The 26,233-nt window shown below is 62.1% G+C and carries 29 protein-coding genes; 21 read left to right on the top strand and 8 right to left on the bottom strand.

Annotated features, from left to right (window positions below; translation table 11 throughout):
- The first annotated feature begins 141 nt into the window (after positions 1-141).
- The 11 genes from ACN19L_RS01950 (at position 142) to ACN19L_RS01900 (ending at position 11,190) form a co-directional block, all read left to right on the top strand.
- A complete protein-coding gene (locus tag ACN19L_RS01950) occupies positions 142-1,476 on the top strand; it encodes a peptidoglycan DD-metalloendopeptidase family protein (RefSeq protein ID WP_426491873.1) in 1,335 nt (444 codons plus the stop codon).
- 199 nt (positions 1,477-1,675) lie between these two features.
- Complete coding sequence (locus ACN19L_RS01945; RefSeq protein ID WP_426491872.1) at positions 1,676-2,164, top strand: thioredoxin family protein; 489 nt, start codon at positions 1,676-1,678, stop codon at positions 2,162-2,164.
- 72 nt (positions 2,165-2,236) lie between these two features.
- Complete coding sequence (locus tag ACN19L_RS01940; protein ID WP_426491871.1) at positions 2,237-3,271, top strand: FAD:protein FMN transferase; 1,035 nt, start codon at positions 2,237-2,239, stop codon at positions 3,269-3,271.
- Positions 3,272-3,357: 86 nt separating this feature from the next.
- A complete protein-coding gene (locus ACN19L_RS01935) occupies positions 3,358-3,558 on the top strand; it encodes a DUF4266 domain-containing protein (protein WP_426493558.1) in 201 nt (66 codons plus the stop codon).
- A 152-nt stretch (positions 3,559-3,710) separates the two neighbouring features.
- Positions 3,711-4,994 (top strand): DUF3570 domain-containing protein, encoded by a 1,284-nt coding sequence (locus ACN19L_RS01930; protein ID WP_426491870.1) that lies wholly within the window; start codon positions 3,711-3,713, stop codon positions 4,992-4,994.
- 678 nt (positions 4,995-5,672) lie between these two features.
- On the top strand, positions 5,673-6,653 hold the full coding sequence (locus ACN19L_RS01925; protein WP_426491869.1) for an aspartate carbamoyltransferase catalytic subunit: 981 nt from the start codon (positions 5,673-5,675) through the stop codon (positions 6,651-6,653).
- 86 nt (positions 6,654-6,739) lie between these two features.
- On the top strand, positions 6,740-8,038 hold the full coding sequence (locus ACN19L_RS01920) for a dihydroorotase (protein WP_426491868.1): 1,299 nt from the start codon (positions 6,740-6,742) through the stop codon (positions 8,036-8,038).
- Positions 8,039-8,111: 73 nt separating this feature from the next.
- Positions 8,112-8,459, top strand: a complete 348-nt coding sequence (locus tag ACN19L_RS01915) for a hypothetical protein (protein ID WP_426491867.1) — start codon at positions 8,112-8,114, stop codon at positions 8,457-8,459.
- Positions 8,460-8,536: 77 nt separating this feature from the next.
- Positions 8,537-9,040, top strand: a complete 504-nt coding sequence (gene purE, locus ACN19L_RS01910; protein WP_426491866.1) for a 5-(carboxyamino)imidazole ribonucleotide mutase — start codon at positions 8,537-8,539, stop codon at positions 9,038-9,040.
- On the top strand, positions 9,037-10,287 hold the full coding sequence (locus tag ACN19L_RS01905) for a 5-(carboxyamino)imidazole ribonucleotide synthase (protein WP_426491865.1): 1,251 nt from the start codon (positions 9,037-9,039) through the stop codon (positions 10,285-10,287). Before purE ends, ACN19L_RS01905 begins: the two co-directional genes overlap by 4 nt.
- Positions 10,288-10,398: 111 nt before the next feature.
- Complete coding sequence (locus ACN19L_RS01900; RefSeq protein WP_426491864.1) at positions 10,399-11,190, top strand: MBL fold metallo-hydrolase; 792 nt, start codon at positions 10,399-10,401, stop codon at positions 11,188-11,190.
- 77 nt (positions 11,191-11,267) lie between these two features.
- Here ACN19L_RS01900 and ACN19L_RS01895 read toward each other — a convergent pair whose 3' ends face one another.
- The gene (locus tag ACN19L_RS01895; RefSeq protein ID WP_426491863.1) at positions 11,268-11,870 is read right to left on the bottom strand and encodes a hypothetical protein; all 603 of its coding nucleotides are present in this window, start codon (positions 11,868-11,870) and stop codon (positions 11,268-11,270) included.
- On the opposite strand from ACN19L_RS01895, the gene ACN19L_RS01890 reads away from it, so the two are divergent.
- Positions 11,869-12,069, top strand: coding sequence for a hypothetical protein (locus tag ACN19L_RS01890; RefSeq protein ID WP_426491862.1), 201 nt, complete (start codon positions 11,869-11,871; stop codon positions 12,067-12,069). The two genes, ACN19L_RS01895 and ACN19L_RS01890, sit on opposite strands and share 2 nt — an antisense overlap.
- A 7-nt stretch (positions 12,070-12,076) precedes the next feature.
- Here ACN19L_RS01890 and ACN19L_RS01885 read toward each other — a convergent pair whose 3' ends face one another.
- Together ACN19L_RS01885 and ACN19L_RS01880 are read right to left on the bottom strand one after the other, a co-directional pair.
- Positions 12,077-12,796 (bottom strand): hypothetical protein, encoded by a 720-nt coding sequence (locus ACN19L_RS01885; protein ID WP_426491861.1) that lies wholly within the window; start codon positions 12,794-12,796, stop codon positions 12,077-12,079.
- On the bottom strand, positions 12,793-14,511 hold the full coding sequence (locus ACN19L_RS01880; protein ID WP_426491860.1) for a S8 family serine peptidase: 1,719 nt from the start codon (positions 14,509-14,511) through the stop codon (positions 12,793-12,795). The genes ACN19L_RS01885 and ACN19L_RS01880 overlap by 4 nt, the downstream gene beginning before the upstream one ends.
- 174 nt (positions 14,512-14,685) lie before the next feature.
- Here ACN19L_RS01880 and ACN19L_RS01875 point away from each other — a divergent pair, with 174 nt between their 5' ends.
- Complete coding sequence (locus tag ACN19L_RS01875; protein WP_426491859.1) at positions 14,686-15,519, top strand: OmpA family protein; 834 nt, start codon at positions 14,686-14,688, stop codon at positions 15,517-15,519.
- A gap of 308 nt (positions 15,520-15,827) precedes the next feature.
- Positions 15,828-16,061: a hypothetical protein gene (locus tag ACN19L_RS01870; RefSeq protein WP_426491858.1), complete on the top strand. Its 234-nt coding sequence runs from the start codon at positions 15,828-15,830 to the stop codon at positions 16,059-16,061.
- Between the two features lie 74 nt (positions 16,062-16,135).
- Here the strand turns inward: ACN19L_RS01870 and ACN19L_RS01865 are convergent, their stop codons facing one another.
- The 3 genes from ACN19L_RS01865 to ACN19L_RS01855 form a co-directional block, all read right to left on the bottom strand.
- Complete coding sequence (locus ACN19L_RS01865; RefSeq protein ID WP_426491857.1) at positions 16,136-16,684, bottom strand: 2'-5' RNA ligase family protein; 549 nt, start codon at positions 16,682-16,684, stop codon at positions 16,136-16,138.
- Positions 16,685-16,779: 95 nt separating this feature from the next.
- Complete coding sequence (locus tag ACN19L_RS01860) at positions 16,780-18,171, bottom strand: M20/M25/M40 family metallo-hydrolase (protein WP_426491856.1); 1,392 nt, start codon at positions 18,169-18,171, stop codon at positions 16,780-16,782.
- Between the two features lie 69 nt (positions 18,172-18,240).
- A complete protein-coding gene (locus ACN19L_RS01855; protein WP_426491855.1) occupies positions 18,241-18,807 on the bottom strand; it encodes a SixA phosphatase family protein in 567 nt (188 codons plus the stop codon).
- Positions 18,808-19,066: 259 nt separating this feature from the next.
- Between ACN19L_RS01855 and ACN19L_RS01850 the strand changes: the two genes are divergently transcribed.
- Both ACN19L_RS01850 and ACN19L_RS01845 read left to right on the top strand, forming a co-directional pair.
- Positions 19,067-20,494 (top strand): T9SS type A sorting domain-containing protein, encoded by a 1,428-nt coding sequence (locus ACN19L_RS01850; protein ID WP_426491854.1) that lies wholly within the window; start codon positions 19,067-19,069, stop codon positions 20,492-20,494.
- A 193-nt stretch (positions 20,495-20,687) separates the two neighbouring features.
- Positions 20,688-21,368, top strand: coding sequence for a response regulator transcription factor (locus ACN19L_RS01845; RefSeq protein ID WP_426491853.1), 681 nt, complete (start codon positions 20,688-20,690; stop codon positions 21,366-21,368).
- Between the two features lie 78 nt (positions 21,369-21,446).
- Here ACN19L_RS01845 and ACN19L_RS01840 read toward each other — a convergent pair whose 3' ends face one another.
- On the bottom strand, positions 21,447-21,821 hold the full coding sequence (locus tag ACN19L_RS01840; RefSeq protein ID WP_426491852.1) for a four helix bundle protein: 375 nt from the start codon (positions 21,819-21,821) through the stop codon (positions 21,447-21,449).
- A gap of 78 nt (positions 21,822-21,899) precedes the next feature.
- Between ACN19L_RS01840 and ACN19L_RS01835 the strand changes: the two genes are divergently transcribed.
- The 3 genes from ACN19L_RS01835 (at position 21,900) to ACN19L_RS01825 (ending at position 23,815) form a co-directional block, all read left to right on the top strand.
- Positions 21,900-23,228, top strand: a complete 1,329-nt coding sequence (locus ACN19L_RS01835; protein WP_426491851.1) for a sensor histidine kinase — start codon at positions 21,900-21,902, stop codon at positions 23,226-23,228.
- Positions 23,229-23,305: 77 nt separating this feature from the next.
- On the top strand, positions 23,306-23,575 hold the full coding sequence (locus tag ACN19L_RS01830; RefSeq protein WP_426491850.1) for a hypothetical protein: 270 nt from the start codon (positions 23,306-23,308) through the stop codon (positions 23,573-23,575).
- Positions 23,576-23,644: 69 nt separating this feature from the next.
- Positions 23,645-23,815: a hypothetical protein gene (locus ACN19L_RS01825; protein ID WP_426491849.1), complete on the top strand. Its 171-nt coding sequence runs from the start codon at positions 23,645-23,647 to the stop codon at positions 23,813-23,815.
- A gap of 80 nt (positions 23,816-23,895) precedes the next feature.
- Here the strand turns inward: ACN19L_RS01825 and surE are convergent, their stop codons facing one another.
- Positions 23,896-24,765, bottom strand: a complete 870-nt coding sequence (gene surE, locus ACN19L_RS01820; RefSeq protein ID WP_426491848.1) for a 5'/3'-nucleotidase SurE — start codon at positions 24,763-24,765, stop codon at positions 23,896-23,898.
- Positions 24,766-24,910: 145 nt separating this feature from the next.
- Here surE and ACN19L_RS01815 point away from each other — a divergent pair, with 145 nt between their 5' ends.
- Positions 24,911-25,597 (top strand): hypothetical protein, encoded by a 687-nt coding sequence (locus tag ACN19L_RS01815; protein ID WP_426491847.1) that lies wholly within the window; start codon positions 24,911-24,913, stop codon positions 25,595-25,597.
- 102 nt (positions 25,598-25,699) lie between these two features.
- Positions 25,700-26,134 (top strand): DoxX family protein, encoded by a 435-nt coding sequence (locus tag ACN19L_RS01810; protein ID WP_426491846.1) that lies wholly within the window; start codon positions 25,700-25,702, stop codon positions 26,132-26,134.
- Positions 26,135-26,233: the final 99 nt, after the last annotated feature.

Below are 26,233 nucleotides of genomic sequence, written 5' to 3'. Positions count from 1 at the left end.
AGACTTTTCGAATCACAGAGCTTATCACCTTGAAAAAGGAAGGATTGCTTCGTCGTGCCTCCTCACAATGACGGAAGCCGAACTACTCCGCCGCGGCTGGGGTTTATCCAATTACCTGTTCTCCATTACCTACCCCGTTCTATGCTGCACCGACTCCGGGCCTTGCCCGCCGTTCTGTTTGTCCTATTTCTTACTGCCTGCAGCCAAAGCCAGACGCTGCAGGGCATCTTCCAAGCCCGCACCCCACACGAGGCCTACGCCCACAAGCTGAAGGAGGCCGGCCTGGCCGAAACCGCTTTGGGCCGCGACTGGCTGCGGGCCGCCGACCAGGCCCTGCGCGACTCCTTGGTGGTGAAGCTGCCGTTCCAGGAATCGGGCTTTTTCCCGGCCGACCGCGCCGTAGCCACCGGCCTGCGCTACCCGGTGCGCCAGGGCGAAACCATCCACATCAGCCTCACGCTGGCTCCCGGTACCCGCGCCCCCAAGGTGTTCGTGGACGCCTTTGAGCTGAGCCCCGACCGCCGCACGCCGCGCCCTTTGGCCTCCGCCGATACTGCTGACCTGAGCTTCCGCTACGTGGCCGAGGCCGACCGCCAGCACCTGCTGCGGGTGCAGCCGGAGTTACTGCGCGGCGGCCGCTATACCCTGCGCATCCGGCGCGAGCCCAGCCTGAGCTTTCCGGTAAAAGGCAAATCGGACGTGGCCGTGGGCTCGTTCTGGGGCGTGGACCGGGACGGCGGGGCCCGCCGCCACGAGGGCATCGATATCTTTGCCCAGCGTGGCACGCCGGCCGTGGCATCTGCCAACGGCTACATCACGCGGGTGCAGGAAACCCCGCGCGGGGGCCGGGTGGTGTGGCTGGCCGATACTGACCACGGCCAGCACCTCTACTACGCCCACCTCGATAAGCAGCTGGTACAGGCCGGCCAGCAGGTGAAACCCGGTGACACGCTGGGCCTGGTGGGCAATACCGGCAACGCTAAAACCACCCCGCCCCACCTGCACTTCGGCGTGTACCGCAACGGGGCCGTGGACCCGTTCCCCTTCGTGCGCCGGGCCGATGCCCTGCCGCCCGCCCACAAAGTGTTGCCGGCCCGACTGGGCCAGTGGGTGCGGGCCAAGGAGGCCAACCTGAACCTGCGCCGCATGCCGGCCACCACGGCGGGCGTGGCCGCCGCGGCTACCCGCACCACTCCGCTGCTGGTGCTGGGCGCTTCCGCCGAGTGGCTGCGGGTGCAGTTGCCAGCCGGCCGCACGGGTTTTGTGCCCGCCCGAGCCGTGCTGACGGCCGCGCCCCTACGCCGTGAAAACCTGGCGGCCATAGCGGAGCTTCGTTCCTCGCCCCTGGCTGATGCCCCAGCCATTGCCTCTCTGCCCGCCCAAACGGCCGTGGCGGTCCTGGGCGAGTTTGGCGGCTACCGCCTGGTGCGCCAGGCCGATGGGCGTACCGGCTGGCTGGCCGTACAGCCCACCTAAGCCTGATATTTTTTTCAGACAGGCTGGTTTCTTCATTCGGCCTTCATCCACTGGCCTGTACGTTTGTTACGGTGATTGGAGTAAAGAACGCGGGGTGGCTTATAACCAAAGCTGTTCCGCGTTTTTCCATGCACCGTCATGGTGGTTTCCAGGTGCTCGGTATTGGCTTTTCAACTTCCCCTTATCCGAATTCCCGCTCATGCGCACTCCCCTCCTGCTGGCTGTTTTGTCGGTGACTTTCGCGGCCGCCACACCCATTGCCCGGGCGCAGGCCCTGGCCACCGTTGCAACGGCCGCTCCGGCTACCTGGAATACCACTCTCGACGCGGCCATGCAGCAGGCCAGGGCTACCGGTCATCCCGTACTGGCTGTATTTTCGGGCTCCGACTGGTGCAAACCCTGCATCATGCTCAAGCAGGAAGTATTCGATCAGCCCGCGTTTACCCGCTATGCCCAGGATAAGCTGGTGCTGGCCCGCTTCGACTTCCCGCGCAGCAAGAAAAACAAGCTCCCCGCCGAGCAAACGAAACAGAACGAGCAGGCTGCGGCCATGCTGAACAAGGAGGGCTCGTTTCCGCTGGTGGTGCTGCTCTCGCCCGAGGGTAAGGTGCTGGCCAAAACCGGCTACCGCGCCGGTGGAGCCACGGCCTATACCGCTTACCTGAACACGCTGCTGGCGCAGAAGTAAGCCACTTCACCCCGCCTGCCGGTGTGTCTCTTGCGCGGGGCACCGGTTGTTTCGCCCTTTGCTGTTGCTGCTATGCTGCGTCTGATTACACTTCTGATTACGCTTCTGCTTCCCGTTGCCGCTACGGCCGGGCCGGCCCACCCGCGCAATTTCTCCAAGCAAGCCCACCTGATGGGCTCTCACTTCACCTACACGGTGGTGGCCGACAACGATTCGCTGGGCTGGACTGCCCTCGATGCCGCCATTACCGAAACCCGCCGCATCGACCGGCTCATGTCGTTCTGGGATTCCACCTCCCAGATTACCCGCATCAACCGCGCCGCCGGCCTGCGCCCGGTGGTGGTGGACCAGGAAGTATTCGACCTGATTCAGCGCACCCTGCGCATCTCGGAGCTGAGTGGCGGGGCGTTTGACATCACCTTCGCCTCGGCCGACAAGATCTACAGGTTTGACCGGCAGGAGCACCCCCTGCCCGACCCCGCGGTAAGGATGGCCGCTGTGGCCCGCATCAACTACCGCAACGTCGTGCTCAACCCCGCCCAGCGCACCGTGCTGCTCAAGGAAAAAGGTATGCGCCTGAACCTGGCCGGGGTGCTGCAGGGCTACGGCATCCGGCGGGCCCGGCAGGTGCTGGATAAAATGGGCATCAAAGGCGGTCTGCTTAATGGCTCGGGCGACATCCTGTGCTGGGGCCGGCAGGCCAACGGCTCGCTGTGGCGCGTAGCCATCGGCGACCCGGACCATCCCGGCAGTATTTCCTCCTGGGTGCAGGTAACCGACGTGGCCGTGGTAACGGCCGGCAACTACGAGCAGTACTTTACCGCGGCCGGCAAGGTGTACGGGCACATCATCAACCCCGCTACCGGCCTGCCCGCCACGGGCCTGCGCTCCGTGACCATCATCTGCCCCGATGTGGAACTGGCCGACTGCCTGGATGAAGTCGTCTTTGTGAAGGGCCCGACCAACGGCCTGGCCTTCATTAACACGCTGAAAGGCGTGGACTGTACGCTCATCACCGACGACAACCACACGCTGGTGTCGAAAAACATGCAGGTGCGCTACCTGCGCAACAACGCCCCGGTGCCCGCCACCGCTCTGCGGCCCTAGCGGCGGCTCAGTTTTTTCGCCCTTTTCTCCCCTCGCCCGTGAACCGAAACCTTATTTGTGCGCGTCTGCGCCGCCCGATTCTGGGCCTGGCCGGACTACTAACCGCTGCTTCCAGCCTTTCGGGTTGCGTGTCGGTGGCCGCTTACCAGAAAGTATATCTCAACGACGAGGACATGAAGCTTGCCAACAAGCGGGTGGAAGTGTACGAAACCAACTTTGAAAGCTACCGCGAAGGTGCCGGCGGTGCCAACGGCGGCAAAGTTGGCGGCGGCTGCGGCTGTAATTAGCTGTTCAGTAAGTCTTACAGAACGTCATGCTGAGCGGAGTTGAAGCATCTCTACCTCTGACTAACCAATGCGAGTGCAAGAAGCGGTAGAGATGCTTCGGCTTCGCTCAGCATGACGGCCTGAAGTCCCCACACCACTCCCCTCGTTTTGCTATGAACTTCTCCTTTAATTTCCGGATGCTGCCGGTGGCGGCGGGGCTGCTGTTGCTGCCGTGGCTGGCCCTGGCGCAGGGTGGCCTCACGCCTAACCGGATTGATGGCTCCGGTGTACCCGCTACGCCCACCACCACGAACGTCAGCACGGTTTCACCCGGCGAAACGGAGGTGAACATCCTCGGCAGCTATTATCAGCAGGATGGTTCTCACGGCGCGGTGCAGGGCGGCCGGGGTACCGAGCAACTCACCGACGTCACGCCCACTATCCTCCTCAACATCCCGCTCGATACCGCCAGCCGCCTGACGGCCAACATCGGGGCCGACTTCTACGCCTCAGCCTCCACTGACCGGATTGATGGCGTGGAAGGAGTGTACCTCTCCACGCCTTCCTCGCACGATGCCCGCTACCACGTAGATCTGGGCTACTCGCGCGAGAACAAGGCCAAGCACCGCATTGTGGGAGTGGGTGGCGGCGTGTCGAAGGAGTACGACTATTTTTCGGTGAACGTGGCCGCCTCCTGGGCCAGGGCCTCGCAGGATGGCAACCGGGAACTGAGCGTGGCCGGACAAGCCTTTTTCGACCAGGCCAAGCTGATTTACCCCACCGAGCTGCGCACCGGCCAGATGCTGGTGCCCACCGATAAGCGCCAGAGCTACAACCTGAATCTGGTGTACTCGCAGGTGCTTAGCCAGCGGCTGCAGCTAGCCGTGAGCACTGAGCTGGTGTACCAGAACGGGCTGCTGAGCACGCCCTTCCACCGGGTGTATTTCCAGGGCTCCGCCGCGCCGAAAGTGGAGCAGCTGCCCCAGCACCGCTTTAAGTATCCGGTGGGCCTGCGCGTGAGCTACTACGCCTCTGATTTCGTGCAGCTGCGGGGCTTCTACCGCTTCTACAACGACAACTTCGGCATTACGGCCCATACGCTGGAATTGGAGGCCCCGCTGAAGCTCACGCCCTTCTTCGTGCTGTACCCCTTCTACCGCTACCACACCCAGACGGCGGCCAAGTACTTCGCCCCCTACGCCCAACACAGCCTCCAGGACGAGTTTTATACGTCCGACTATGACCTCTCGAAATTCTCGGCCAATAAGTACGGGCTGGGGCTGCGCTACTCGCCGGTGTACGGTATTTCGCGCTTCAAAACGCCGTTCAGCAACGGCGCTGGCGGCCGCAAGGTGGCCAAGTTCAAGTCCCTGGATGTGCGCTACGCCTATTACCAACGCACCGTCGACTTTCACGCCAGCGTGGTGAGCTTCGATCTGGCCTTTACTATGCCGTAGCCGGGGTAACTATACTGCCCGAAACAGCCCGCCCGCTACGGAAGCGGGCGGGCTGTTTGCAAATCCCCCCATGCGTGACCCGACGACAGATGTGGTCCGGGCTGGATTTTTGGAGCCCGTCCGCCGCCCTTTCCGCTCGCTGGCAGTGGGCTGCTGGGTGCGTTGCACTTGGCCGTAGCGCGTATTCAGCTGCCCTATTAACCATCTCTGAATCAAACTTCTGCTTTCTGCACCTACGCCTTCCGGCGCAGAGCCGCCAAACACTTGCGTACTTGGCTGGCCAGCATCCGCTGCAATACCCACAATCAGCCGCCCGGAAAAAAATTACCGCCCCCAATGCGCGAGCGGGGGGAACAATGCCGTAGTTTTGCAACGTGCTTCAATCCCAGAACCCGTTGATGAAGCGCGGGGGCCTGCCCGGCCAGGACCCGCGAGTGGACTGCAAGGTCTGCCCCCTCATCGGTTTTGCTGATTTGGCCGCTGCTGGCTCTGTTGTTTTTTTCGGGTGTTACCCCGCCGCCGTTTCGGATTCCGAAACGGTTTTTTTATGCCCGTTGAGTTTGGCAGCCCCTACCCGGCGGCCTGTTTCCGGTTCCGGCGGTCCTGCCCCGGTACCCACTGCGCATACTTCATCCCACGCGTTTCCGCTACACTACCTTACTTTTCCTCTCTTCCGGTATGGCACGTAAAGACCTGCTCGACATTGCATCCCTTCACCGCGAGGAAATCGAGTTTCTGCTCGACCGCACCACCACCTGCAAGGACCTGTTCACCCATTCGGTGAAGAAGGTACCCGCCCTGGAGGGCAAGTCGGTGCTGATGCTGTTCTACGAGCCCAGCACCCGCACGCACACCTCCTTCGAGGTGGCGGCCAAGCGCCTCTCGGCCGAGGTAACGAACTTCAACGTGGCCCAGTCCTCCATCACCAAGGGCGAGTCGATTCGGGAAACCATTGAAACGCTGCAGGCCATGCGCACCGACTACATTGTGGTGCGCCACGGCCGCTCGGGCCTGCCCGGCCTGATTGCCCGCCAGACCACGGCCTCGGTCATCAACGCCGGCGACGGGGCCCACGCCCACCCCACCCAGGCCCTGCTGGACGCCTTCACCATCAAGGAGAAATTCCCGAACCCCGCGGGCAAGAAAGTTCTGATCATCGGGGATATTCTGCACTCCCGGGTGGCCCGCTCTACCAGCAACCTGCTCCAGAAGCTGGGCGTGGAAGTGGCCTACCTCGGCCCCGGTTCCCTGGTGCCCACCTACGGCCCGGCCACCATCCGCCGCTTCACCAACTACGACGAGGCCATGCAGTGGGCCCCCGATGTGGTGTACCTGCTGCGGGTGCAGATGGAGCGCCAGGACGTGCAGTTTTTCCCCACGCTGCGCGAGTACCACCGCATCTACGGCATCACCAACACCCGCCTGGAGGAAATCCGCCAGCGCGGCCTCTACATCATGCACCCCGGCCCCGTGAACCGGGGCGTGGAGCTCTGCGACGCCGTGATGGACTACGAGCGGAGCCTGATTAACAACCAGGTAGAAAACGGCATTGCCGTGCGCATGGCCGTGCTCGACTGGCTTACGCCGGGCGGCGAAGGCCCACAGTCGGAGCCCACGGCCGGGCGCTCTTCGGCCCCGCTGCCCCACCTGCTGGCCTAGCCCCCGGCCACTGTTTCCGTACGTTATTTGCACATCCTCTACCCCAAAGCCACCCTTTTTTGCCGTTTAACTCCCCTGTTCCCCCTATGCTCCTGCTTCAGAACGCCCGTATTGCCTCCGAACACTCGCCCGAACTCAGTGAAAGCGACGTACTGCTCATCGACGGAAAAATTCAGGAAATCGGCCGTAACTTGGCCGTGCCGGCGGGAGTCCGGGTTATTGATGCGCGCGGCCGGATACTGATGCCCGCCATGTTTGACGCCCACGTGCACTTTCGCGCCCCGGGCTTTGAGAACAAGGAAACCATTACCACCGGCAGCGAGGCGGCCATTAACGGGGGCGTGACGGGCGTAGTGATGATGCCCAACACCCGCCCGGCCATCGACTCGGCGGCAGTAGTGTCGGCGGTGCTGGAAAGTGCTGCCCGCAAGGCCCGCATTCCGGTGTACACCTCCGGCTGCGTCACCAAAAACCGGGAAGGCAAGGAGCTGGCCGAAATTGACGGGATGCGCCTGCTGGGCGTGAAAATGCTCACCGACGACGGCGACACCACCAACGACCCGGCCGTGCTGCTGCGGGCCATGCAGTACGCCACTGAGTTTGGGATGTTCTTCGCCAGCCACTGCGAGGTGCCGGAGCTGGCCGGGCCCCGCGCCCTCAACGAGGGCGTAATGAGCTACCGCCTGGGCATCAAAGGCTCGCCGGCCTGCGCCGAGGAAATCATCATCGACCGGGACATCCGGCTGGCCCGGGCGGCGGGCGCGCACATTCACATCCAGCACGTATCCAGCAAGTTGGGTATGGAAACGATTAAGTGGTGGAAGTCGCGCGGCGACGTGAAGGTAACGGCCGAGGTGGCCCCCCACCACCTGATGTTTACCGACGAGCACATCGGCGACTACGACACGAACTACAAGATGAACCCACCCCTGCGCACCCAGGCCGACTGCGACGCGCTGCTGGCAGGGCTCAAGGAAGGCGTGTTCGACCTGATTGCCACCGACCACGCCCCCCACACCCCCTACGAGAAAGCCCAGGACTTCATCAGCGCGCCCAACGGCATCACCGGCCTCGATACGGCCCTGGTGTCGCTCTACCACCACTTCGTGGAGCCCGGCAAGTTTGGGTGGGATTTGGTAGTGAAACGCTACTCCGCCGAGCCCCGCCGCCTGATGGGCCTACCGGTGCCCACCATCGAAGTAGGCCAGCCCGCCGAGTGCGTGCTGTTTGATACCGAAGCCGAAACCACCTTCACCCGGGAGTTCATGAAATCCAAATCCCAGAACACGCCCTTCATCAACCAAACGCTGAAAGGCCGGGTGGATATGGTGATTCTGGGCCCGGAAATTCTGCTAGAGCGGGAAGCCACGGTGGCCGTTGGCTAACTGGGCGCAAAATAGAACGTCATGCTGAGCGTAGTCGAAGCATCTCTACCGCTTTGGTTGAACTTAGCCGGTTTTGAAAGTCGAAGACTATATGGATTCAAAAAACATCTTCATTTCAAGCAAACACCGATTAAGCACTATTGAATGGTCAGACTCGATTTATGTGGGTTTGAACCATGCACAGTCAAATGAATATAAAGCCGAAAAGGTGGCCGAGTATGCATATTCTCTCTTTGATGAAGACGAGGTGTATGTTGTTATCGGACGTCATGACTCATATTTGTCAACTCTAAAAGAAGCGTTAGAGAAGGTGAGTACGGTTTTGATGTTGACAGATATATTGCTCTGTAATACTTCGTTTACAAAAGCAATGGGATTCAATAAGATTGGCGTCATGTCTTACGGACGAAAACGCAGCTAGGCTTGATACCCTCTAAGCAGTAAAGGTGCTTCGGCTGCGCGGACACTAGATGAAACACGACGATTAAATAACTTTTAATGAGCATTTCCTCCTCCGATAAACCCCTGATTGGGGTAGTAATGGGCTCCAGCAGCGACTGGGACACCATGCAGCACGCCGTCCAGATTCTCACGGATTTCGGCGTGGCGCACGAAGCCCGGGTGGTATCGGCCCACCGCATGCCCGACGATTTGTTTGCCTACGCCGAGCAGGTCGGACCGCGTGGGTTGCAGGCCATTATTGCCGGGGCGGGCGGGGCGGCCCACCTGCCGGGTATGCTGGCCGCCAAAACCACCGTACCCGTGCTGGGTGTGCCCGTAGCCAGCCGCCACCTGCAAGGCGTTGATTCGCTGCACAGCATCGTGCAGATGCCCAAGGGAATCCCGGTGGCTACGTTTGCCATTGGCACGGCCGGCGCGGCCAACGCTGCGTTGTTTGCCGTGAGCTTACTGGCCCTGCACAACCCAGAGCTGGCCGCCAAGCTGCTGGCCTTCCGCGCCGCCCAAACCGAAGCCGCCCGCGCCATGACGCTGCCCGTATGAGCCAGGAAGCCGCTATAATCACCTCGAAGCCAATTTTCCCGGGCAGCCTGGACGCCACCGGCCACCGCGCCACCCTGGGCGTGCTGGGCGGGGGCCAGCTGGGCCGCATGTTCGTGCACGCTGCCCAGCGGCTGGGCTACTACACGGCCGTGCTGGAGCCCGACGCCCACAGCCCCGCCGGCCTGGTCAGCCACCATCACATCCAGACCAGCTACGACGACCCGGCCGGCTTAGCGCAGTTAGCCCAGCTGTGCCAGGCCATTACCACCGAGTTTGAGAACGTGCCTGCCCAGGCGTTGCACACGCTGGCCCAGTCCCGGCCCGTGGCCCCGGGCGCGGCCGTGGTGGGCATTGCCCAGAACCGCATCGAGGAAAAAGCCCACTTCTCGGCCTGCGCCGATGTGTCGGGCGTAACCTGCGCGCCCTACGCGGTACTGGAAACGCCGGCCCAGCTGGCGGCTATTCAGGCCAATCCGGCGGAGCTGCTGCCCGGCATCCTGAAAACTGCCCGCCTGGGCTACGACGGCAAGGGCCAGGTGCGCGTGCAAACCGCCGACGCCTTGGCCGCCGCCTGGGCCGGGCTGGGCCACACCGCCTGCGTGCTGGAAAAGATGCTGCCGCTTACCGCCGAGTGCTCGGTGCTGGTGGCCCGCGGCTGGGATGGGCTGGTAGTCAGCTTCCCGCCCCAGCGCAACGTGCACGAGGCGGGCATTCTGGCCGTGACGCACGCCTACGAAGGCGCGCTGCCGCCCGCTTTGGCCGAGCGGGCCCGGGAGGCGGCCGTGGCTATTGCCCAACACCTGGGCTACGTGGGCGTGCTGTGCGTGGAGTTTTTTGTGGTGGACGATGGCTCGGCGCACGGCCGCCTGGTAGTCAACGAAATGGCCCCGCGCCCACACAACAGCGGCCACTACACCCTGGATGCCTGCGACGCCTCTCAGTTTGATTTGCAGGTGCACACCATGGCCGGCTTACCTCTGCCCCAGCCCCGCCAACATTCCCCGGCCATCATGCTCAACCTGCTGGGTGACGTGTGGTTTGACGCCGCCGGGCAGCTGCGGGAGCCGAACTGGCCGGCTGTGCTGAATTTGCCCGGCACGCACCTGCACCTCTACGGCAAAACCCAGGCCCGCCCCGGCCGCAAGATGGGCCACCTCACCATCACCGGCTCCGAGGCAGCCGGCGTCAAGGCTGTGGCCCGGCAGGCGGCGGAGCTGCTCGGCCTGCCGGGGCAGGACGCCATTTAGCGGGTTTGCCAGGCGGATAATACGGTCAGTGGATGGCGAGTGGCTGAGCCCGCTCACTGTCCACTGACCAAAAAAATCGAACCTGCTTTCCGCCTTTCCGGTACAAAAGGCATGAAAGCTACTCTCCTCCTCGCCACAGTGCTAACGGCCCTGGCCGCGCCTACCCAAGCCCAGACGACTGCCGCCACCCCGGCCGCCGCCCGCGTACCCGCCGACCAGATTGCCACCTCCCAGGGCCCACTTACAGTGCAGCCCATCACCCACGGCAGCGTAGTGCTGAGCTGGAGCGGCAAAACCCTGTACATAGACCCCTATGGTGGCGCCGCCGCTTACGCCGGGTTGGCCGCCCCCGATATGGTGCTCATCACTGACATTCACCCCGACCACCTCGACCTGAAAACGCTGGGCGGCCTTTCGCTGGCGAAGGCCCTGCTGCTGGTGCCCCAAGCCGTGGCCGATAAGCTGCCGGCCGAGTACCGAAGCCGGGCGCGCGTGCTAAGCAATGGGCAGCAGCTTGATACGCTGGGCGTGCGCGTGGCGGCGATTCCCATGTATAACCTGCCTGCCACGCCCGAGGCCCGCCACCCCAAAGGCCGGGGCAACGGCTACGTGCTCACGCTGGGCGGCAAAAACGTGTATCTCTCCGGCGACACGGAAGCCACCCCCGAAATGCGCGCCCTCAAGGGCATCGATGTGGCCTTCGTGTGCATGAACCTGCCCTATACCATGGACGTGCAGCAGGCCGCGCAGGGTGTTCTGGCCTTTAAGCCGGGCATCGTGTACCCTTACCACTACCGCGGCGAGAACGGCCTCAGCGACGTGGCTGCGTTCCGCAAAACCGTGACTGCCGCCAACAAGAAAATTGACGTCCGGCTCCGCAACTGGTATTCGGCCGCTAAATAAACCCTCACATCAAACACCAAAAAGCCCCACCCGATACTGCATCGGGTGGGGCTTTTCACTGTATGTTGGCCTGTGGTCTATTCAGCAATGACGACGGCGCGGCCCAGTTTCTTGGAGTAAGCCAGGCGCCGCTCCCGTCCATCGGCTGCGGGATAGTCGAACCCTACGGCGCGGCTGTCTTCCTTTACCGAAGTCCAGGATTGCGCATCCACATTCTCGGGCTGAGTGGCGGCGCGGGGCACGGCGGGCTGCACAAACCGGTCGTCGCGGAAGAAATTGTTCATGGCCTGCAGAATAGCAATTTCCTTGTCGCGTACGGTGGCCGCCTGAGGATCATCTAGCTCCCGGTCGTTGATGAGGGCCGTGGCCGGCATTACCTCCTTGCGTAGTGTATCACCGGTGCTGCTCACAATCATGAAGTAAGCCTGGGAAGTAGCAATTTTAGGTCCCCGGAGCTGTAGCACAAAGTTATCCTTGCCTTTGGTAGACGAGAACGTGTGCTGAGCATTTACCGTGCGCAGAATAGTGCGCTCCGATACCCGGCCCCGGTTGGCCTCGGGCGTAGGCGTGAATACCCGGTCGGCATTCTTGGATGTCCCCACTTCGCGCTCCGTGTTAATGCAGGAGGCAAGCTGCAGCAAAACCAGGGCTCCAGCGGTGGGGAGTAGAATCTTTTTCATGAAGGGGAAGAAAACCATCGTCAAATCAGTTCGGCAAAATACAAAAACTACCGTCAGCCGAAAGGAGGTAGAAAAAGCACACCATACGGCGGCGGCTAAAGCAAGCCGCACGGCTGGCGCGGCCCCGCAAGCCGGTGACCGTTTAGGGCTTTTTACGGGATTAACTATCCCTGAGGATGTGTTGAACGGACTTTTTTAGGGCCTTTTTAGAATATCCCCAGCTCCAACCCCACCAGCCAGCGCGGAAGTTCCACGTAGGCCGGGTTGGCGGCGGCGGTGAAGGTGCGCGAAAGCCGGTAGCGGCCCACCAGCGCGTAGCGGCCCGCTCCCAGCCGGGCACCTACCCCGTAGGGCCAGCGGCGCAGGTAGCGCAGGCCGTGCTCGGTACTGGTAAGGCGTTTGCCGCCGGTTGGGCCGGGCGCGTCTTCGGTGCGGTGCGTAACGGCCATGGCCCAGCCGCCCCAGCCGCTCACATCCACGTAGCGCCCGATAACGTTACCGCGCCGCCCGTAGCTGAACCGCCAGTAGGGCGCCAGCTGCAGCTGCGAGAGTACCAAAGACTCCTGCTGGTGCTGCTGCGCACTGGGTACCACTTTGCGAGCATTCTGCTCCAGCGCGTACACTAGGCGGGCGTAGCGCACATCAACGCCCGCCGCCGTTGATGTACTGAGCTTGAATTTGTAGCGTACTCCCAGAAAAAGCTCCGCCGAGGAAAATGGCCGCAAATCGGCCCCGGGTCCGGCCGGGCGGCCCACCACGGGCGTATAGCCCAGAAATACGTGCTGGAAAAAGGCCCGATTGGGACCGTAGCGCACATCCATGGAATCAGTGGCCGGCTCGGCCCGGAGGAGTACCCGCTGGGCCGGGGCACTCAAAGCTCCCAGGCATCCGGCCAAAGTAAAGGTCAGCTTGCGCAAAAGGCTCATGGAGTGGGGTACGTTGCTGTGTAACCTTGATAATGGACCCGCACGGATTTGCCTTCCTCCAGTTCTGGTAAGGGTACCTGCAGGATAGCCCGCTGGGTCACTTCCAGCACCTCGTAGCGCAGAGGCCGGCCGACGGCGTCCAGCACCTGCCAGTACAGGTAGTGCGGCGGCTCGGGAACTACTACCTCATCGGGCCGGGCCAGCGGCGTTTCTGCGGCCTGCTCCTGCCCCACCGGCCCTACTGGCCTGGCTTCGGCGGGCGTAACGGCTTGCACCGAGTCGGCCAGCAGGGGCAGCGTGCGGGCCGGCACATACGTAGCCGCCGCCCGGATGATAACCCGCACGGTGGAATCCTGCCGAACGAAATCGAAGGTGGGCGCAACAGCCGGAGCGGGCCCCAGAAATGCTCGGGCCTGGGGCAGCCCATAGCCGTGGGCGTAATCGAAATACGGGTACAGCCGGCCGGACTGCTGCAGCTGCCGGAACAGTTCCATAGCCGTGAGGCTGCGCTGCTGCTGCCAGGCACAGGCAGCGAAGCCCGCCACCAAAGGGCTGGCGAACGACGTGCCCTCGGTGCGGGTGTAGCCGCCCGGCAAAGCCACCACCGCCGAGCCGAAGGCCGCCACATTGGGCTTGAGCCGTTTGCCCGGGGCCGGCCCGTAGCTGCTGAAATCAATGTGCAGGTAGGTATCGGGGTCGAGGCCCCCCACGGCCAGTACGGAGTCACCATCGGCCGGGGTACCCACCGTGCGCCAGCGCGGGTCGGCTCCGTCGTTGCCGGCGGCATTTACCACCAGCATGCCCTTGCGCACCGCCAGCTCTGCGGCCCGGGCTACTAAGCTAGTGCGCCCATTCATCTGCTCCGGAAAGTACCGCCGGTCGGTGTAGCCCAGGGAGGAGTTGATGATGTCCGCCCCGTTGCGGTCGGCCCACTCAGCGGCGGCCAGCCAGGCTTCTTCCTCGGCATATTTTTCTCGGTGCATCTGCTCCGTACGGGCCAGCAGAAACTCGGCACCGGGGGCCAGCCCCAGGTAGGTGCTGTCGGGCAGCTGCCCCGCCACGCAGGAAAGCACTTCCGTACCGTGGTTGCCACCCTGGTACACGTGCGGACTGCGGCGCAGGAAGTCGTAGGTGGCCACAATGCCCCCCCGGCGCCGCAGGTGCGCAAAGGCCGGATGTACATCGGCGCCGTTAAAGCCCACATCAAAAATAGCAATGCGCAGCCCCTTACCGCTGAGCCGGGCCCGCCGAAACGCTGCCCCGCCCAACGAAGCCGTCTGCCGCCGGGCCAGCGACCGGTCGGCGGCGGTGAGCGGGCGGGCGGCAGCCTCAAGCCCGGCCGGCAGCATGGCAGCCTCGGGCCAGGCCGTTACCTGCGCCACCCCCGGAAGCCTGCCCAGCTGCGCGGCCTGCGCCGCCGTTGCCCGGCAGGCCACGGCGTTAAACCAGCGGCTGACCAGCGTTACTGAATCGGCCACGGCCCGCACTTGAGCCACGAAATCCGGGCGCACGGGAAAATCGGTGCTATCGGCCGGGGGCAGATGCTGACGACGGCGACGGGCCTGGGCCGCCGCGCTGAAATACGCGGCTGGCTGGAACGTCTGTCCGGCTTTGTGGCGGAAGCTTACCCAGTAGCGCGCCGTTGGCGGAGGAGTGTGCGCCCGGATTGCGCCCGGCAGTAGCAGCAGTAAAAAACCGAGGTAGTGTAAACGCAAATCAATAAATCTAAACCGAAGAATGATACCGTGGCTTCAAAGTACGGCAAACTGCGCAATACCTCCCCAATAACATATGCTACTCACCCAGCTCCGTAACTCCTCCCGCAAAACGGGCGTTGAATAAAGCAGGGGGGCCTTGGGCACCACATCTGCTTTAATTAATTTTTTGCCATGAAATATTCTCTTCCATTGGGTTTTCTGCACGCCGCCTGCGGTATTGGTTTATTGGTTGGCACTGCCAACTGTGTTTCGCAGAAGAAATATACCGCGCTGCAAAGCCAGTATAACGACGCCACTCGCTCCCGCGACCAGCTGATGGTAGAAAAGACGGCGCTGCAACAGGAGAAAACGCAAAACGAAGAAGCCTTACGCACCAGTCTGCTATCTAAAAATCAGCAGGTAAACCAGTTGAATGCTAATTTAAGCGGGGCGCAGCAGGAAAATTCCCAGCTCTCAGCCGATTTGCGCAGCAAGGAACAGCGCATTGCGGAGATGCAGCGCATCCTGGATCAGAAAGATGCGGCAGTAAAAGCGTTGCGCCAGAAAGTGGGTGATGCGCTGCTTGGATTTAACGCTCAGGATTTACAGGTAAACGTGCGCAACGGAAAAGTATATGTATCACTTTCCGAGCAATTGTTATTTAAATCCGGCTCCACCAAAGTTGACCCCAAAGGCCAGGATGCTCTGACCAAATTAGCTGCCGCCCTGAAGGGTAATCAGGATGTGAATGTACTGGTGGAGGGCCACACCGATAATGTACCCATTGCGCGGGGCACCGCCGGTATGCGTGACAACTGGGACCTGAGCGTGCTACGGGCCACTGAAATAACGCGTATTCTAACGCAGGCCGGCTTACCGGCCGGGCAGGTTACCCCCTCAGGCCGGGCCGAATACGTACCCGTAGCCACCAATGACTCGCCCCAGAATAAAGCCCTCAATCGTCGCACCGAAATTATTCTGACGCCTAAGCTTGATGAGCTGTTTCAGATTCTGGAGCAGAACTAGGCGTATTTATTTCTCCGGAACCAAGCCGGCCGTTGTAATATTCAGAATGTTCGGCTTGGTTGCAGCTGGCCTGTTCCGCGCGCAATTAATTAATTCAGGCTTTCTTACTGAATCTCAGAAACATCCTGCAACAATCCGCGTAAGCGTAGTCAATTCACAGAATCGCACGAGCAACTGCTATATTCTTGATGGTATTTAAGAATAGCTCGTCACCTAATCCGCTTATTTATTAATTACAGGTTTATATTTTCGCTAAAAAACCGCACATTTGAACTTCCATTTTCTCTCCCAAATAAATTTCTTGCTCAATGGCAACTGCTGATCTAAACAAACTGCAACAAATTCTGGCTAATGCCGAAGAAAACGATGCTGTACTTTCGCAAATCCGTAAGCAGGTAACGAAAGTAAATGAGCTGATGACGGAGCTCAACGAAATGTTGGAGCCCGGTTATAAAGTAGTTAAAAAAGAACGCAAGCCCCGCGCCGTCAACGCCAACGGCAAGCGCCCCGGCCGTCCCCGCAAAAACGCCAGCGCCGAATAATACTTTCGCCCGCTGAAATTATTCTCCCCCACCCGCCCGACTCGCCTGAGCCGGGCGGGCGTGTTTCTGGTTGGTTACTTAACCGGCGTGGCTGGGAGGTAAAACCGGGCTTCAGCCTCCCACTGCTGCCCGGTGTGCCGAAACAGCACCAACTCGTTCAGCACGATATCGGCCGCGAAGGAGCGCGGCGCGAATAGCGCCCGCAGGGCCGGCACCTGATCCGGAGGCAGGTCGCGGGTAGCCAGGGTTACGTGCGGCACAAACGGGCGCGTGGGTAGCGGCACGGCAGGCAGTTCCCGGGCGCAGAGCTGATAAAACCGATGGTGCAGTTGCTGCAGCCCGGTATCCGGCTCAACGCACACATACAGCGTCCGGTCCTGAAACCAGGCAAAGTTGCGCAGCGCCACCGGACAGGCGGGCGTTTCGGCGGCGAAGGCCGCCAGCAGCTGCCGTAACTCCCCATCAAACTCAGGTGGGCGGCGCAGGGGCGGCAGCAGCGTAAGGTGGGGCGGTAGCCGAATGGCGTTGCGGCTGCCTGTGAGCCGGTGTACTTCCTGTTTCAGGGCCCACACTGGTTGGCTGGCCGCCGGGGGCAGCAGAAACGCAACGAGATATAAATCCATGCCGATAAGTTACGCCAACAAACACGCCCGCTCACGGGGGCACGCAGGAGTACGCGCCCCCGCTAGCGGGCGTTGAAATGACCTTTCGGGCTGCGCTACAGGCCGTATTTGCTCATCAGGTAAATGAGAGCAGCCATGCTGGCTCCGCCCAGTTCCAGCTCCCGGCGGTTTACTTTGTCGAAGGTGTCGGCGGCGGTATGGTGCAGGTCAAAATAGCGCTGGGAGTCGCAGTGGTAGCCTACCAGGGCTTTCACCTGCTCTTTGAGGGGCTCGATATCGGTGCCAGAGTGGCCGGTGGTGAACTCCCCGCTGCCGTAGGGCCGGAACAGGGGCTGCCAGCTCTGGATTTTGCGCACCGTGGCCGGGTCGGCCTCAATGGAGAACCCCCGGGGCGTAAACCCGCCCCCATCCGACTCCATGGCGGCCAGATGCTTTTCCTTGAGGGCTCTGGCCTCTGCAGCGTACTTATTGCCGCCCCGTACGCCGTTTTCCTCATTCATGAACAGCACGGCCCGGATAGTGCGCTCGGGGCGCAGGCCGGTGGCTTTCAGCAGGCGCAGCACCTCCATGCTCTGGGTGCAGCCGGTACCGTCGTCGTGGGCACCCTGGCCCAGGTCCCAGGAGTCGAGGTGGCCGCCCACGCTGATGATTTCCTCGGGATATTTCGAGCCCTTGATTTCACCGATGACGTTGTAGCTCTTGGTTTCGGGCAGCTGCTGGCAGCTCATTTCCAGCTCCACGGTCAGGTCGGGGTCGGCTTTCAGCAGCTGGCTCAGCTCGTCGGCCCCATTGGTGCTAAGGGCGGCGGCGGGTACTTTGGCCACGTTGTCCTCGTAGCGCATGGTGCCGGTGTGCGGGAAGTCGTCGTGGGCCAGGGAGAGGCTGCGCACCAGTGCGCCCACGGCTCCGCGCTTGGCGGCCTCGGCAGCACCGCTGCGGCGCTGGTCACCGGCCTCGCCGTAGGCTCGGCCGGTTTCTATGTACAGTGGGTTCATGGGGCGGTTGAAGAACACGAATTTGCCCTTCACTTTCTCGGCCGGCAGGGCAGCCAGCTCCTGCAGGCTTTGCACCTCAATCACCTGGGCTTTCAGCTTACCGCCGGTGCCCACCGAGCCCCCCAGGGCGCACACATTCAGGTTCAGGCCCTTGCCCTTAGAGCCTTTTATCTGGGCTTTTTCCTTTGCGCCCCGCACCCAATGCGGCACCATCACCTCCTGCAGATACACCCGGTCAAGGCCCATCTTTTCCATCGTCACCTTGCCCCACTGCACGGCCTGCTCGGCCTGGGGCGAGCCACTGAGCCGGCCGCCAATCTGGCCGGTGAGGTAGCGCAGGTTGTCGTAGCTCTGGCCGCGGGCCAGGGCCTCATCGTAGATTTTGCGGATGGCCACCGAGTCGATGGTGGTTTGGGCGGTGGCCGCCAGGGGCGCGGTGGTCAGCAGCACGGCCGCCAGCCCCAGGGCCCGGCGGAAGAAAGGTGTAGGCATCGGGAGAGAGAAAGAATTTCGCGTAAAGGTGCCCCATAGAACCGAAAACGGCCGCCGGGTTGCCTGAGGTCAGTGACTGGCGGCTCCGTAGCGGCGGGCCGAGGCGGTGGGTTGCCGGGTAGAGTCGCGCGGGATGCGCACTTCCAGCAGGTAATCGTACTCATTGTCGCCGATGGTGGGCACGGGCCGGGCGGCCCCGAAGGCCTCCACCGTTTCCAAGATGGTGTTGGAGTGGCCTACCACCAGCACGCTTTTGCCCCGGTACTCCTGCCGCACCCGCCGGGCCAGGACGGCTAGTTGTTTGGCGTCGTAGGGCTGCACGGGCAGCCGGAGCTTATCGGCCAGGGGCTGGGCGGTGCTTTTGGTGCGGGCCGTGGCGGTGCTGAACACGCCCGCCAGCATACCATCACGCTGCAGGGAGTCGCGCAGGGCTAGAGCCCGTTGCTGGCCAGCAGCGGTGAGGGGCGGGTCGGGCAGACCGGGTGTAAGTTCCTTCTCGCCGTGGCGGACGATGTACACGCGGGTGTCGAATCCTTTGGCGTAGTGGTTTTGCCAGACCTGACGGCTGCAGTTGCTGCCGAGCAGCAGCACCAGCAATGCCGCCAATAGCAGCAGCGGAGAAAGACGATGGTTCATGGAATCAGCGGGTAGTAAAAAACCAGGAGAAAGGCTTGACTGTAAGCCCGGGCCACACAAAACAAGCGACTTTCTGGGCAAATCAAGCAGCCGGAACAGCGGAAATTCGGCGGCATCCGGCGGACTTATTTCTGGGGAAGGTGTTGTTTTGCCCCGAAATTATACCATAATTTTGCACATCCCTGTCCCTGCTCCGCTATCAGCTCTCTGAATAGCAATTCTTTACACCTGCCTTACACACTTACCATCTGCCCTTTCTATGCTTAACAGATACCCCCTGCTCGCGGCCGCTTTACTACTAGCCGGCACCGGGGCGCACGCTCAGGCCGTGAACAACGTAACGGAAGTAGTAACCAGCTTCGGCGGCTACTGGCAAAGCTCGACCACGGCTAAAAACACGGTCAAGCCTAATAATTCGCACGATTTGCTGGCGTTTTCGCTGAACGGCATCCGGTACTCTACCGGAGTTGATGACGCGGTGCTGGAGTCGAACAAGCTTACTTTTACGCCCGCTCAGTTTAAGGCCCTGCCGGTACTGGCCATCAGCGGAGCCATTGGCAACAACACCAAAGTAGGCTTGGGCGAGCTGTATGATAACGTAGCCAACGGGGCAAGCTCCCCGCCGCCGGCCAACGATATTCCGTTTTACCTGCGCGACGGCCGCAACGGCCTCAACCTGGGAACGGGTGCGGCCAACGTGCCCAACGGGTCCCTCGATTTTTCGATTTCCGACGTGGTAACCTCCTCCTTGGGCGACGGGACGCCGGATATTCTGGTAACCCAGATTGCCGACCCGGCTGGCTCCCAGGATCAGTACCAGTTTCTGGATGCCAACAACCAGGTCATCGGAAATACGGTTACGGTTACCTTCACCAGCATTACCCCGGTGGGCAGCTGGACGGCCGATTTTTACGAAGCCTCCCAGCGGCCCATGTCGCTGACTACCGGCTTTCGGCAGACCGACCGGGACCTGCGCCTTTGGGCCGCCGATTTGAGCGCCTTTGGCATCACCAGCGCCAACGTGGGCAGCATCCGCAAGTTTCGGGTGCTGCTGAGCGGCAACAGCGACCTGGCCTTTGTAGCGTACAATGCCCAGACGGCCACCTTCTCCAATCCGCCGCTGCCCGTAACACTCTCCTCCTTCGGGGGGCAGGCCACGGCCACGTATTCGGAGCTGACCTGGCATACGGCCCAGGAGGTGAATTCGGCAGCATTTGAGGTCGAGGCCAGCCTTAATGGACGGGCGTTTGAGGTAGTGGGTCGGGTGGCCGCTGCCGGTAGCTCTACCCAGACCCGCCGCTATACTTTCCGCCACACCACCACGCAGCCCGGCCCGCGCTATTACCGCCTGCGGCAGATAGACCAGGACGGCACCAGCACATACTCCTCGGTGATAACGCTCACGCCCCGCCGAGGCCCCGGAGCCGCCACCGTAACGGCCGCGCCCAACCCCTTCCACACTCAGCTGGCGCTGTACGTGAGCAGCCCCGGCGCGGTACCCGCTTCGGCCACCGTAACGCTCAGTACGCTGGCCGGCCGCACCGTGTACACCCACGATTTCAGCGGCAGCCTGAGCCCGGCGGCGGTGCTGGCGCTGCCCGGCCTACCCGCACTGCCGGCCGGGGTGTACCTGGCCCGCGTAGTGCTCGATGGGCAGGTGACCGTGTTGAAAATAGAGAAGAAATAATCGGATACTTCCTTTCCCGGCGTAACCCGTAAGGCCCTCCCGTTCCCGGGAGGGCCTTTTTGGCACCTGCGCCCCGGGCTGATTGCTACCGGGCCGTTTGGGCGGCAAATCCGGCCAAATGAGCCCGCTTCATGTACTCTTCACCGGCAGGCTGCGTATGTTGCACCATTCATCCGCCCATTCCGCCTCTGTTATGCACGTTCTGATTGTGGAAGACGAGAAAAGTCTGCACCAGGAAGTCCGGCAGTTTCTGCTGCAGTCCCAGTACCTCGTCGATTCGGCCTATACCTACGCGGAGGCTTCCGAGAAGATATTCGTCAACAGCTACGACTTTGTGCTGCTGGACCTGGGCCTGCCCGGCGGCGACGGGCTGGACCTGCTGCGGGAGGCCCGGCGCAACGACCGGCAGGAGGCCTCGTTTATTATTCTGACGGCCCGCGGGGCCATTGACGACCGGGTGAAGGGGCTGGACCTGGGAGCCGACGATTACCTGCCCAAACCTTTCTCATTGCTGGAGCTGCAGAGCCGCATGCAGGCCATCACCCGCCGCAAGTTCGGACTGAAGCGGCAGGAGCTGACGTTTGGCAGCGGCTTTCAGCTGGATGCCACCGGCCGCACGCTGCGCCACCACGACCAGGATGTGGCCCTCACCAAGAAGGAGTTTGACCTGTTGCACTACCTGCTGCTGCACAAAAACCGGGTGCTCACGCGCCTGCAGCTGGGCGAACACCTCTGGGGCAACGTGCTGGAAGATGACTCGGACTCCAACTACATTGACGTGCACATCAAAAACATCCGCAAAAAGCTAAGCCAGTTCGCTCCTACCGACTTCCTGGAAACCGTGCGCGGCATTGGGTATCGAGTAGCGGAGTAACGGAGTAGCGGAGTAATCGTCCTGCTTGGCGGGCCGGGCCAAATTGCCAGCAAGCAGAACGATTACTCCGTTACTCCGCTACTCTATCTCCGGAGGCCGTTTTGCGGGCTCTGGTGAGAATGGCGTGATATGGGCATATTCGTTTTCCAGATCAGTCAATCGACTCTTGGGAACAATACTGACATCCCCCAGCAGTTCCAGCCACAGCTGTGTTTCGTCGGCTTCCTCTACGCAGATGCACAGCTTCGCATAGAATTCCGCAGCGGAACGCGCCCGGCACGCTGCCCTGTAATTGGCAGCTACCGAAGTGGCTGAGCGAAGTATCTGCCGGCCCAGCACCTCAGCCTCTCCACTGCGGGGCAGTTGCTGATAGAGTTTGATGATCCGTAGCGCGGCCGTTTTGGTGCGTAACCGCATGGCTTCGTTCTGAGCAATCTTGTTTTCATCGGACATAGAAACAGGCACGGACTACGTGTATAAATCACCCACAAATTACTCAGTTACTCCCTTACTCCGTTACTCTCCTCCACCATGCGCCTGGAAGCCAAGCTGGCCCTGCTGAATGCCCTCTCGAAGTTGTTGCTGGTGCTGCTGGGGGCCGTGGTGATTCCGCCAATTGTGAGCCGGGTGGCCGTATCCCACACCGACCAGCGCCTGCACGAAAAGCGGACGGAAGTGCTGGCTCTCATTGAGCGGGACGGTATTTCAACGTTCGTGCAGGGTGAGGAATACGCCGACTACAACATTTTGAAGCAGGAGTACATCACCCTCACGCCCCTGCCCACCAGCGCCGACCCGCGCCACCGTCCCCACCCGCCCCGCATTTTCGATGAGCCCCGGCAGGTGGATAATGAGGTGGAGGATTTCCGGATTCTAAGCCAGCAGTTCAGCACGGCGGGCCGCAACTACCGGCTGGAAATCGGCTCGTCGCTGGCCACGGTGGAGCTGCTCACCGATACGTTGCAGCGCATGGCGTTATGGGTGCTGGTAATGGCCGCCCTGCTCACCATTGCCACTGATGCCGCTTTTGCCCATTATCTGCTACGCCCGTTGCGCCAGCTCATCAGCCGCAAGCTGCAGGGCGTGCATCATCCCTCGGCGTTTTCCTATGAGCCGCTGGAAACTACTACCACCGACTTTCGCCGCCTCGATGACAGCTTGAATGACACCATGCGCCGGGTGCAGACAGCCTTCGAGAAAGAGCGGGAGTTCATGTCCAACGTGTCGCACGAGCTGCTGACGCCGGTGAGCATTCTGCAGTCCAGGTTTGAAAATATGCTGCAGGACCCGGCACTGAGCCACGCCCATTCCCTCAAGATTGTGGAGTCGCAGAAAACCCTGTACCGGCTGCGCAACACCGTGAAAACCCTGCTGCTGATTGCCAACATCGAAAACGAGCAGTACCTGCGCGACGAGGCCGTATCCCTGGCCGTAGTGCTGGCCGATGTAACTACTGAGCTGGAAGACCGCCTGGCCCAGCGCGACATCCGGCTGCTGGAGGACCTGCAGCCCGATTACGTGGTGCCCCAGGCCAACCGCACGCTGCTGTTCACGCTGCTGTTTAACCTTATCAGCAACGCCGTGAAGTACAACCGTGTGGGCGGCAGCATTACCGTAACCGGCCGGCCCGAAGCAGGTGGCTACCGCCTGTCGGTGGCCGATACCGGACCCGGCATTGCCGCCCAGCACCTGCCTCACCTCTTCGACCGGTTCCGGCGGTTTCAAGCGGGAGCCTCGGCCCCGGAGGGGTACGGGCTGGGGCTGCCCATTGCCCAGACCATTGCCGAGTTTCACAAGGCCCCGCTCGCGGTAGAATCGGCGGAAGGCAAAGGCACTACGTTTTCGCTGCTATTCCCGTAACCGGACCCGGGCGCGGGCATCCTGAGCCGGGCGGAAGCGTACACGGGACATACGCCCACTACACCTTCCCCGTTTCCATGAAAAAGCTCCTGTTACTGGCCTGTTTGGCCGCCGCTGCCGCTACTGCTCACGCCCAGGCCGTACAGAAAAAAACAACGGCCACCACCACCCACTCCACGCCTACCGGTGCGGCCCGCACCACCGTACGCACCCACGAGGTTCATACGCCCAGCGGCAACTACAACGCCACGGCCAAAACTCAAACGGTAACCACGCCCGCCAGCACCCGCAAAGCCTCCATGAGCCGTCGTAACACCACCCAACGCACGCGCACGATGCAACGGTAGGTTCACGCGCTCTTCATGCGGAGGCCGGTACGTTTGGCAGCGCGCCCGCTCACGTATTTTCCTCCGTTTATGAAGAAGCTTCTGCTGCTGGCCGCGGCCCTGCTGGGGCTGCTATGGCTGCTCGGCCGGCTGCTGCCGCCGGCTTTACCCTCGCCCCCCCACATGGCAGCGGTACCGGTGGTCCGCAAGCCTGAACACCCTGCTGCTCACCCCAAGCATGTCTCGCTGCCGCCCCGCTAACCAAACCAACTTACGCATTGAGCCCCGACTCCCAACCCTGGTTGGGTAAGCCGGGGCTCATTGCGTGACGGTCCTTGCGCTTAGCCCAGGCTTTCCGCCGATTCGCCGAGGGCGGGCTCGGCGCTGCCGGTTATGGGGGCCGGGGCATTGCCTCCCGTGGGCGTGGGGCTGAGCTGCCAGCTGGCGTTCATCTCGCGCAGCCCATAAAGGGCCGTGAGATCATACTGGCAGGGCACAATGGAAATGTAGTTGTTGGCCAGCGCGTACTCATCGGTATCCTGGCCGTGGTCTTCATTCACGAAAGACCCAATCAGCCAGTAATACGGGCGGTTATGCGGGTCGTGGCGCAGATCAAACTCCTCCTGCCACTTGGCCCGGGCCTGCCGGCACAGGCGGGCTCCGGCAATGGGCTCCGCCGATTTTTTGGGAATGTTGATGTTCAGGGCCGTGCCCTGCGGAATACCGTGCGCCAGAGCCTGGCGGGTCAGAAACTCAATCCACTCCTCGGTGTGGGAGAAATCGGCATTGTGGCCGTAGTCGCAGAGGGAGAAGCCAATGGCAGGCAGTCCTTCCACGGCCGCCTCAATGGCCGCCGACATAGTACCCGAGTACAGCACGTTCACGGCGGAGTTAGAGCCGTGGTTGATGCCGGATACTACCAGGTCGGGCCGCCGGTCCTTCAGTACCTGGTGCTTGGCCAGCTTCACGCAGTCGGCCGGGGTACCGCTGCACTCGTAGGCCTCCACGCCCTCAAAAATCCGGCTGGCATCGAGGCGGAGTGGGTGCCCGATGGTAATGGCGTGCCCCATGCCCGACTGCGGGGAGTTGGGGGCCACAACAACGACCTCACCGATGCGGCGCATCACGCGTACCAGTACGGCAATGCCGGGAGCAGTTATGCCGTCGTCGTTGGAAATCAAAATCAGGGGCTTACGGGCGGTGTCAGTCACAAGCAACGGGATGAGTGGATAAATGAGAAACCGGGCAAAGGTAAAAACGGCCGCGCAACCCGGCCTTCGCGCCCACCCCAGAGGTAACACCGGCCCATCCGCCCGGGTTTTCAACAACTCCGCTGGTGGCCTCGTATAGGCGGGCATGTCTGCTCGTCTTCTGTTCGCCCTCCTGCCCCTGGCCGCCGCCTTAGCCGGCTGCGAGCCGGGCACCACCACCCGCACCGCCACCGACCCCGGCACCCCGCCTTTCACTCCGGCCGATGGCAGCGCGGCCCCGGTTTCGCCGGGCTCGGCAGCGGTGGCGCAAAGTGCCGCCGTGCCAGGACCCACACCGGGGGCCCCCGTCCCCGATTCGCTACACCTGATCAGTCCGGGCCGGGCCGGGCGGCTGCGCCTGGGTATGTCGGAGGCGCGGCTGAAAAAGGTAGTGCCCGAGGCCCTGCTCACGCCCATCACTTACCAGGATAAAGGCCAGACGCTGCCGGCCTACGAGCTGCGGGACGCCGACCACCCCGACGCGCCGGCCTCCCTGCTGCAGCTCATTGGGGATGCGCGTACGGGCTACCGCATCCGCCGGATTCGCATTTACTCGCCCTATTATCGCACGGCCGAGGGCATTGGGGTTGGCTCGCCGTTCGGGGCCGCCCGGCAGAACCTGGGCCTCACCCGCATTCGGAATACCCCGGCCGGGCTGGCGGCGGTATCGGGACAGGTGCAGCTGGCCTGGGTGGTTGATCCGAAATCCCTGCCCACTAAGCCCCCGGAGCAGATTCAATCCAGCGAGATTCCACCGGCGGCGCGCATCACGGGGGTATTACTTTACCGGTAGCGCCCGGGGCAGGGCAGTTGGATTTAGCAGCAAATATTGTACTTTGGCCAAGCTTAGCGCATTCTTCCATCCGTTTCGCCCCTGGCCTCACCCTGCCCGCCTATGGCATTGTTTGAAAACCGCTACCGTACGCATGATGTGGGCCTGCTGCTGCTGCGCCTCGGAATTGGGATTATGTTCACCATGCATGGCTACCCCAAGCTTACGGGCGGGGTTGAAGCCTGGACCGAGTTGGGTGGCTCCATGCAACTGCTGGGCATTCGGTTTGCTCCGGCGTTTTGGGGGTTTCTGGCGGCCTTCGCCGAAGCAGTGGGCGGTCAGTTGCTGGCCATCGGGCTGTTTTTTCGGTTTACCTGCGCCCTGCTGCTCGGCACGATGGTGGTAGCCACCGTGGTGCACCTAAGCAACGGCGACGGGTTTAACCAGTATTCCCACGCCCTGGAGTCAGCCATTCTGTTTCTCAGCCTCGCCTTCATCGGCCCGGGCCGGTACAGCCTCGACCAGTTGCTGTTTCCGGCCCCGCGCCGGCTGTATTAAGGATGCTGTATATGCAACTCACTCGCTAACTGTGTATTCTCGGGCATAATGGAACTCGCACCCAAAACTATCCTCATCATCTGGCTGCTTTTCGTGTTG

Origin of the sequence: Hymenobacter sp. 102 (assembly GCF_049949205.1) — a bacterium.
GTDB lineage: Bacteria > Bacteroidota > Bacteroidia > Cytophagales > Hymenobacteraceae > Hymenobacter.
This window is presented reverse-complemented; position numbering and strand designations above follow the sequence as displayed.